Genomic DNA, 8,646 nt, shown 5'->3' on the forward strand with positions numbered 1-8,646 from the left:
GGGTAGCATGAGCCTTGGCATGCAGTAAACGTTTGCTTGAGGGTCAATCAAACTCACTGTATTTGGAGAGCATAGTTTCGAGGTAAATACTTTGTGCGTGGTTCATACGATCTTGCCATGCAATTGTGACAGTAATGCTTTTTAATGCGCTAGACAGAGCACCGTTTGCATTAGTCACTTCACAGGTCATGGCATAGGCAGACCCCGACAAACCGGATAAAGGATCTGAACTTGCTGTGTTGAGACAATGACTCGCCTGATTTAGTTCTGAAAAAGGAATTAAACCTACCGCCCCACTCGCATTAGACGCCCGAGTTCGATAATACTCCATCTGCCTTTCAGCAAAATGCAGCGCCTCTACGCTGTGGAGCGCAAAATCCGATTTTTGTTCAGCGTAGACCTGTAATTTAACCAGCCCTAGTGAGGCAACGCCAATCAACAGAAAAGAGATAAGAACCTCTATCAAGCTAAAACCTGAGTTCTTAGAAATCATTCCATGATCCTCGCTTCCACTTCGCTTTTAAAGGAGTGCTATGAGGGTTGTATTCACCGGTATAATCCAAATTGATTGAACCCTGAATTGTCGATAACCCACCAACGGAATCAAAGAACATCCCTCCTTTAGGGAAAAAAGAAGCAAATCCAATATAAACCGAATTACTCTGTACTAAATCAGTAATAGGAATTGTATCTGGAACTTTAGCCCACAAACCACTCAGTAGGTCGGTATCAGTATCGGGAGAGTTAGTGTTATCGAATACGGTCATATCATTTAGATGATAAAAAGCCCCGTCAAATACGCTCGCGTTACCATTCGCAACGATGCCGTCCTGAATCACTAAAGAGCGAGGCGTAATAACCCCTGGGATAGGTTCAACTACATTAATCGCAGGTGAATAAACGACGCAATCACCTATAACCCATACCTTATTCTCCCCACTTGAAAAGGCATCATTAATGGCTTTGCTACACTTATTTCCTTCATATTCACCATCAACCAAATCAATATGCTTAGAGGGGACAACTGTCCGATCAATAAGGTCTATAACATGATAATCAAGCTTAATCTGGTCAATGTTCTCTGACGTCTTTGGCACGCCAAAATAATTAGAGAACGTATCGATATCCGGATCGAATTTGAAATCTGATTGAAAAGAGTTTGAAGGCAGCGCCCCAACGGAGTCGATGGTTGCATCATTGCTAATATTGGTGGTTTGTTGGCAAGACTCAAACGTAGAAAAAGGAGGTGACTCTGGAGTAATGGTCTTCAAACGTCCTCCTCCCTTTTGCTTATAGATAACACTATCTAAAAATCGAACCGATACACACTCGTTAATACCATCAACAGCAGTAAGAGCAATATCAGGATTAATATCGATATTGTGATCAGAAATAAATTCTAAACTCGAATTGGTTTGCATTACTCCTAATCCCGAAGCGTCTACAAAACTAATCTCTTTGTTCAGCGATAAAGACTCAGAACTCGACACCAATATATTTGGCGTGAGTGCTTCTGATCCCAACGTAACGACTTTCGACTGCTGACAATAATCCATTAAATCATTGGGAATAGCTGTCAGATCATTTTCAGCGATGTAAGTGAAGCCACACTCCAAGCCACCTTCCGATCGCCAGTGGGCTTTGCGACCTTCGACCTCATTTTGAGCCACTTTGATCTGATGAAAAGCACTGCGGTATGAACCTAGCGTCACCACCAGCGCACCAATTAAAAGCACAGATGTAATCAATAAAGTCACCACACCACGCTGCTTTCTAAACATCATCATTGCCAGTTCCTCTGTTTAACGGAAACCGAAACCGACTTAGAAACACCCGCGGTTGGAATTGAGGCCGTAATACTGATATCGGTAAGCGTGGTTTTAATAGAGTTCTGCTCTAACAGATGAGCATCAACGCTAAATGCGTCCACCTCGATCAGGCTGTCATCAAACAGCGAATAACATCCGGTTACTTCATTGAAAGAAATGAGATCCTCGCTAACAAGCGTGCCTTTTTCACATATTTGTAGTCGAGTACCTTTCTTACGGTAAACGATATGTCGGTGATCTTTACTTGCGCTCGAACCCTCTCGGAAGTAAACAAAACCCACCGCCACACCGCCACTCACTTGGATGGTGTTACTCGCGCCAGACAACTTGATTGAATAACCATTAGATCCATCGTAGCCCGCTCGTTGAATATCTTCTTTCATGACCTGCATGGTACTGGTTAGATTTTGCAGCAGTAGTAATTCAATGCCTTTGTCTTTGGCAATTCTCTGCCCTGTTATAAAGACACTGCCAATAATCGAAATCGCAAACACACCAATCACAGACGCCACCATTAACTCAATTAATGATGTGCCTTGCTGTTTAGTAGGCGCTACCACAATCGGTCTAACACGCATCATAGCCATACTGCGCACTCGACTCACCGCACACCTTAATTCGCCCAGGAGGGCTGGATAATTTAACCAACAATCTGTCTGTGGACGCTGTGTTTGGAGAAAGATAAATCGTCCCTCTGGCTGGCCTTCCCCTTACACTCTCAAAACTGATTCTTGCACCTGTGTAATTATGGGAAAACGATACATCTCGAAACAGTTCGCCTGACAACATCAGTAATGTTTCTCCAGAAAGATCCTCCGTAGGCTTTAACCGCACAGTCCACTCTCCGGTAGATTGCACCTCATTTTTATCCATAGAGAAATGCACCCACAGATCTTGGTTCCTTTTAACCGATTCAGACTTGGCTTGAATGAGAAAACCATTCAACTCTCCGGCGAGTCGCTGCATCTTGACGGTTTCAGTAACCGAACTAAAACTCGGGGCAGCAGCAGCCAGCAGTACTGAAAGTACCACGACCGTAATCAGCAGCTCTAGAAGCGTAAACCCGCGAGTCATTTCCCAAATTCCTATGTAATTCAGTGCGTAACCGTATTTAATCTTGCAGCGATGCTACCACCGGAGAAGAATGTACTGGGTTATGAAAGGAAACTACTCGCGATGATTCGAAAAAATATATGCAACAGCAACAACATAAGCATGAGAGGGATGACATTGATCGAATTATTGATCGCTGTCGCCATCGTGGGGATACTCGGCGCCATTGCGTATCCAAGTTATACCAACCATGTTATCAAGGCACATCGAGTTACAGCGATGGCCGACTTAACCAAGATGCAACTGGAGATAGAAACTCTATACACAGGGAACTATGCGTCGGCAGCGGAGAATATTATTTCAGGAGGGACATGCTTGTTTTGCGATACCGATACTAGCCGATACACGCTAGCGATCTCTGCGAGTAGCACCACCTATTCAATTCAAGCGGAACCGCTTTCGCAGCAAGTAAATGATGAATGTTTTGACTCGAATACCGATAAGTTGGAATTGCACCACTCGGGTATTTCGGAGCCAGAAACGTGTTGGAAGTAACAAGAGCAACCACCAAAGGGCTCTAGAATTTATCTGATAAATCTCGACTCTTTCTTCTCGAGCTTCTTTTCCCCTGATCTACAGATACAAAAAAGCCTGCTAAACGAGCAGGCTTTTCCAACTTTATCAATAACTTAAATCATTAAAAACTCAAGGCATCAATAACCTAAGACATCAATAAATTGATTACTTAGTTAGGTCATCGAAGAAGTTTTTAACGCCGCTAAAGAAACCTTCAGACTTTGGCTTATGCTTGCTTGCCGCTTCACCACCACAGGTTTCTTCGAATTCACGCAGTAATTCTTTCTGGCGAGCGCTTAGCTTAACTGGAGTCTCAACCACTAGCTTAACGATTAGATCACCCACACCGCCACCACGAACGCCTTTCACGCCCTTGCCACGCATACGGAACATACGGCCCGTTTGTGTCTCTTCTGGTACCTTAAGGTTTACACGACCATCCAGTGTTGGAACTTCAACTTCACCGCCTAGAGCAGCCATAGAGAAGCTTACTGGTACTTCGCAGTAAAGGTTGTTGCCGTCACGTTCGAAGATGTTGTGCTCTTTTACGTGTACTTGTACGTACAGATCGCCAGCTGGAGCGCCTTGCTCTCCCGCTTCGCCTTCGCCTGATAGACGAATACGATCGCCAGTATCAACACCAGCAGGGATCTTAACGTTAAGTGTTTTCGTCTTCTGTTTGCGACCTTGACCATGACATGAGTTACATGGGTCTTTGATGATCTTGCCTTTACCGTTACAAGTAGGACAAGTCTGTTGAACCGCAAAGAAACCTTGGCGCATTTGTACTTGGCCGTGGCCATGACAAGTGCCACACGTTTGTGCAGAAGAACCCGCTTTCGCGCCGCTGCCGTCACAAGTATCACACTCTACAAGTGTTGGTACTTCGATTTCTTTAGAAACACCACGAACCGCTTCTTCTAGAGAAAGTTCCATGTTGTAACGTAGATCTGAACCACGTTGTGCACGCTGTTGACCGCCACCACGACGACCGCCGCCGAAGATGTCGCCAAATACGTCACCGAAGATATCGCCGAAGTCACCTTGGCCACCGCCGCCGAAACCACCGCCGCCGCCCATGCCACCTTGTTCAAAGGCTGCATGACCGTATTGGTCGTAAGCTGCTTTCTTTTGAGAATCGGTTAGGATCTCGTACGCTACTTTTACTTCTTTAAACTTATCTGCTGCGGTCTCATCACCCTGGTTACGGTCCGGGTGGAATTTCATCGCTAAGCGTTTGTACGCTTTTTTAATATCGCGCTCTGATGCATCGCGGCTTACGCCTAATACTTCGTAAAAATCACGTTTTGACATGTTCTAGGTCACCAAAATAATTGCTACTACCGAATGATCACTTCAGTAGTCTGTGTATCAATCTAGATAAAAGTTCTGCCGGCTGAAATGCCGAATAAAGCTATTATCTAGATCGACAAGTCTAAATACAAATTTACGGGCGTGAGAGTTACCTCTGACGCCCGCAATAATAAGTCTTTGAGACAAATTTCTAAGCAGATAGCTTGAGTCCTAAGTGGAAGCGCGGAGCCTACGTTAGTAGGTGGACACTTCCGATAACGAAATCAGGCTACTCTGCGACGAAATTATTTTTTGTCTTCTTTAACTTCTTCAAACTCAGCGTCTACAACATCGTCGTCTTGCTTAGGTTGTTCACCAGCGTCAGCACCAGCTTGTTCAGCTTGAGCTTTCTGTTGAGCAATTTCCATTAGCTTTTGAGCTGCTTGCATAAGTTCTTGAACTTTAGCGTCGATAGCTTCTTTATCGTTACCAGACTTAACTTCTTCTAGTGCAGTGATAGCCGCTTCGATTTTAGCTTTCTCGTCTGCAGGTAAAGCTTCACCAGCTTCTTCTACTTGCTTCTTAGTGCCGTGAATCATTTGGTCAGCTTGGTTACGTGCAGTTACTAGCTCTTCGAACTTTTTGTCCGCTTCTTTGTTAGCTTCTGCTTCTTGTACCATTGCTTCGATCTCTTCCTCAGACAGGCCGCCTGATGCTTGGATAGTGATCTTCTGCTCTTTACCTGTTGCTTTATCTTTAGCAGATACGTTCAGGATACCATCAGCATCTAGGTCGAATGTTACTTCGATTTGTGGCATGCCACGTGGTGCTGGTTGGATACCTTCTAGGTTGAACTGACCAAGAGACTTGTTGTAAGTCGCTTGCTTACGCTCACCTTGAAGAACGTGGATAGTTACTGCGTTTTGGTTGTCTTCAGCTGTAGAGAACACTTGATCCGCTTTAGTAGGGATAGTTGTGTTTTTCTCGATAAGCTTAGTCATCACGCCGCCCATCGTTTCGATACCGAAAGATAGAGGAGTAACGTCTAGTAGTAGAACGTCTTTAACGTCACCAGCTAGTACACCACCTTGAACAGCAGCACCCATTGCAACAGCTTCGTCAGGGTTCACGTCTTTACGTGGCTCTTTACCGAAGAATTCAGTTACTTTAGCTTGAACCATAGGCATACGAGTTTGACCACCAACTAGGATAACGTCAGTGATTTCGCCTACAGATAGGTCAGCATCTGCTAGAGCTACTTTTAGTGGCTCAAGAGAACGTTGAACTAGGTCTTCAACTAGAGACTCAAGCTTCGCACGAGTCACTTTGATGTTCATGTGCTTAGGACCAGTCGCATCAGCAGTAACGTAAGGTAGGTTTACGTCAGTTTGAGTAGTAGAAGAAAGCTCGATTTTCGCTTTTTCTGCTGCTTCTTTAACACGCTGCATTGCTAGTGGATCAGCTTTAAGGTCGATACCTTGCTCTTTCTTGAACTCATCTACTAGGTAGTTGATCATGCGGTTATCGAAATCTTCACCACCAAGGTGAGTGTCACCGTTAGTTGAAAGAACTTCGAAAGTCTTCTCGCCTTCTACTTCATCGATTTCGATGATAGAGATATCGAATGTACCACCACCAAGGTCGTATACAGCGATAGTGCGATCACCACCTTGCTTGTCTAGGCCGTAAGCTAGAGCAGCAGCAGTTGGTTCGTTGATGATACGTTTAACATCTAGACCAGCGATACGGCCAGCATCTTTCGTTGCTTGACGTTGAGCATCGTTGAAGTAAGCAGGAACAGTTACTACTGCGCCAGTTACTTCTTCGCCTAGGAAGTCTTCAGCTGTTTTCTTCATTTTCTTAAGAACTTCAGCAGATACTTGAGGAGCAGCCATTTTTTGGCCTTGCGCTTCAACCCATGCATCACCGTTGTCAGCCTTAACAATGTTGAAAGGCATGATTTCGATATCGCGTTGAACTTCTTCATCTTCAAAACGACGACCGATTAGACGCTTAATTGCGTATAGCGTGTTTTGAGGGTTAGTAACTGCTTGACGTTTCGCAGGTTGACCAACTAGCGTCTCGCCGTCAGTGTATGCGATTACCGATGCTGTTGTGCGTTCGCCTTCAGCATTTTCTAGTACGCGTGGTTTGTCGCCGTCTAAAACAGCAACACAAGAGTTAGTAGTACCTAAATCAATACCAATGATTCGACCCATCAGGCTATCTCCGAAATATAATCTATATTAGTTTTTTGCTATACCCACATATGTGGGGGGCGGTAATCAGGGATTCAACCCTAATACACAAAATTTAAGTGCAAATGTAATTTGCTTTCGTATGCACCATAGATAAGGGCTGCAAACTGGTTTTCAAGGGAATAAGTAAAAAAAATCTATTTTTTCCCGTATCTTTTTACATAAAGGTAAAAAGTGACCGATCCCTTGCCAATTAAGGCTCCAATGTTGAGAAACTCTCGCATTTGTCGCCACATTGAAACCTCAACCCTATTCCAGATGCCATAAAAAAAGACCTTCATGTGGAAGGTCTTTTTCAAATAGATATTAATCAGTTAAATATTGTTCAAATGGTGACTGATTCAGCCATATTATTGGTTGAGCACTAACTGGTAGAAGCTCGCTTGAGTGTAATCACCCGCTTCCATACCACGCCATTCACAGGCTGAGCTCGACTTCTTAGTGTTGCATTGATTGTATGCGCCCGCCTTGAAGTACATCCAGTCCTGTCCATAACCAAGGTCGATATCATGCCCCTGATACTTACCCTTAGCCAAATCAACATCATACGTCTTCACAATAGGATCGGCTGAGTTTGGATTCTTAGTAAAGGTTAAGTGCATGATGTTATCTTTGATATTCACATCGTATGAGAACACTTCACCTAGCTTGATGCCATCAGCAGGGTCCGAGCTGCCTTTTTTCAGATTGTATTGACCAAATACATCATGGCGAATGTCTTTACGAAGTTTCTTTCCGTTTTCATCCTTCGCGTTTTTCATCTCTGTCGGCGGGTTGAGCTCGTAGTTCCATGTTAATGAACCATGCTCATGCTCTGGTAGTTTACGGTAAACAATTTTAAGAGGTTCATTGTCCGAGCCGTGAATTTGCCCTATGACGACTGAAAATGCGCCTGTTTTATTGTAGTTACCACTGGTACTCACCTGATCGACAGAAAGCGTCGCCGTCATTTGGCCGCCAATAGAGCCAAACTCTTCTGCATTCTTATGGCTTGAAATCGCGAAGTTGTTGCTCGGCGCAGAGTAGCTATCCGCTAGCATCGCTCTTAGCTCACTACGCGTGTTTTTACTGTTTGGCGTCGTTGGAGCTGTATTCGGAGCCACAAACACCATCGCACCAGATTCAGCATCCGTGTAGAACCATTTAGGGTGAACGTAAGGCGTGTCTACATTCGACAGTTCCTTTTTACCAATCTCCAGCGTTTTACCTTTTCTAGACCCTTCAGTCGTCAGCTCCGGTAAGTTAATTTTCCATTTAGATAAATCGAAGTTTTGTGCTGGTGCTTTTGCAGGGTCAAGATTGAACTGTTGACCAATATCGTGATTAGAAGCAAGAGCGGGAGCGGCTAAAAGGCTGGCAGTCAGTAGGCTAAGGTAAGACAGCTTCATTATTGGGTTTCCTTTATGTCGTCATAATGTAGGTTGTCAGAACAATATAATAATATTGTATTATTATATGTGATCTATATTAAAGATTGAAAACTGATGGCCAATTCGGCACGAGTAAAAAGAAAAAATGAGACTTCGCACCAACATAGCCCCCTCTTTTAACTCAGCAGCAGACAGCCCAAAGTACCCAACAGCAGAATCGAGTAGGAGGAGGCCTCACGGCCTCCGTCCTCTCACACCACCGTACAA

The 8,646-nt window shown here is 44.3% G+C and carries 8 protein-coding genes; 1 reads left to right on the top strand and 7 read right to left on the bottom strand.

Annotation, left to right across the window (positions count from 1 at the left end; all coding sequences use genetic code 11):
• Positions 1-43: 43 nt before the first annotated feature.
• The 4 genes from AB6F11_RS06980 to AB6F11_RS06995 are packed head-to-tail and all read right to left on the bottom strand — an operon-like array spanning position 44 to position 2,903.
• Positions 44-493, bottom strand: coding sequence for a prepilin-type N-terminal cleavage/methylation domain-containing protein (locus tag AB6F11_RS06980; RefSeq protein WP_017062783.1), 450 nt, complete (start codon positions 491-493; stop codon positions 44-46).
• Positions 483-1,787, bottom strand: coding sequence for a hypothetical protein (locus AB6F11_RS06985; RefSeq protein WP_102394074.1), 1,305 nt, complete (start codon positions 1,785-1,787; stop codon positions 483-485). Before AB6F11_RS06985 ends, AB6F11_RS06980 begins: the two co-directional genes overlap by 11 nt.
• Positions 1,784-2,416 (bottom strand): PilW family protein, encoded by a 633-nt coding sequence (locus AB6F11_RS06990; protein WP_102394073.1) that lies wholly within the window; start codon positions 2,414-2,416, stop codon positions 1,784-1,786. Before AB6F11_RS06990 ends, AB6F11_RS06985 begins: the two co-directional genes overlap by 4 nt.
• A complete protein-coding gene (locus tag AB6F11_RS06995; protein WP_102394072.1) occupies positions 2,397-2,903 on the bottom strand; it encodes a GspH/FimT family pseudopilin in 507 nt (168 codons plus the stop codon). Before AB6F11_RS06995 ends, AB6F11_RS06990 begins: the two co-directional genes overlap by 20 nt.
• Positions 2,904-3,005: 102 nt before the next feature.
• On the opposite strand from AB6F11_RS06995, the gene AB6F11_RS07000 reads away from it, so the two are divergent.
• A complete protein-coding gene (locus AB6F11_RS07000; protein ID WP_017068545.1) occupies positions 3,006-3,437 on the top strand; it encodes a type IV pilin protein in 432 nt (143 codons plus the stop codon).
• A gap of 186 nt (positions 3,438-3,623) precedes the next feature.
• Here the strand turns inward: AB6F11_RS07000 and dnaJ are convergent, their stop codons facing one another.
• From dnaJ to AB6F11_RS07015, 3 genes are all read right to left on the bottom strand, one after another.
• Positions 3,624-4,772 (bottom strand): molecular chaperone DnaJ, encoded by a 1,149-nt coding sequence (dnaJ, locus tag AB6F11_RS07005; RefSeq protein ID WP_017059869.1) that lies wholly within the window; start codon positions 4,770-4,772, stop codon positions 3,624-3,626.
• 284 nt (positions 4,773-5,056) lie between these two features.
• Positions 5,057-6,970: a molecular chaperone DnaK gene (dnaK, locus tag AB6F11_RS07010; protein ID WP_017059868.1), complete on the bottom strand. Its 1,914-nt coding sequence runs from the start codon at positions 6,968-6,970 to the stop codon at positions 5,057-5,059.
• Positions 6,971-7,359: 389 nt separating this feature from the next.
• Positions 7,360-8,397: a polysaccharide lyase family 7 protein gene (locus AB6F11_RS07015; RefSeq protein ID WP_017072010.1), complete on the bottom strand. Its 1,038-nt coding sequence runs from the start codon at positions 8,395-8,397 to the stop codon at positions 7,360-7,362.
• Positions 8,398-8,646: the final 249 nt, after the last annotated feature.

Source organism: Vibrio sp. 10N.247.311.14, from assembly GCF_041467715.1.
GTDB classification, from domain to species: Bacteria; Pseudomonadota; Gammaproteobacteria; order Enterobacterales; family Vibrionaceae; genus Vibrio; species Vibrio crassostreae_C.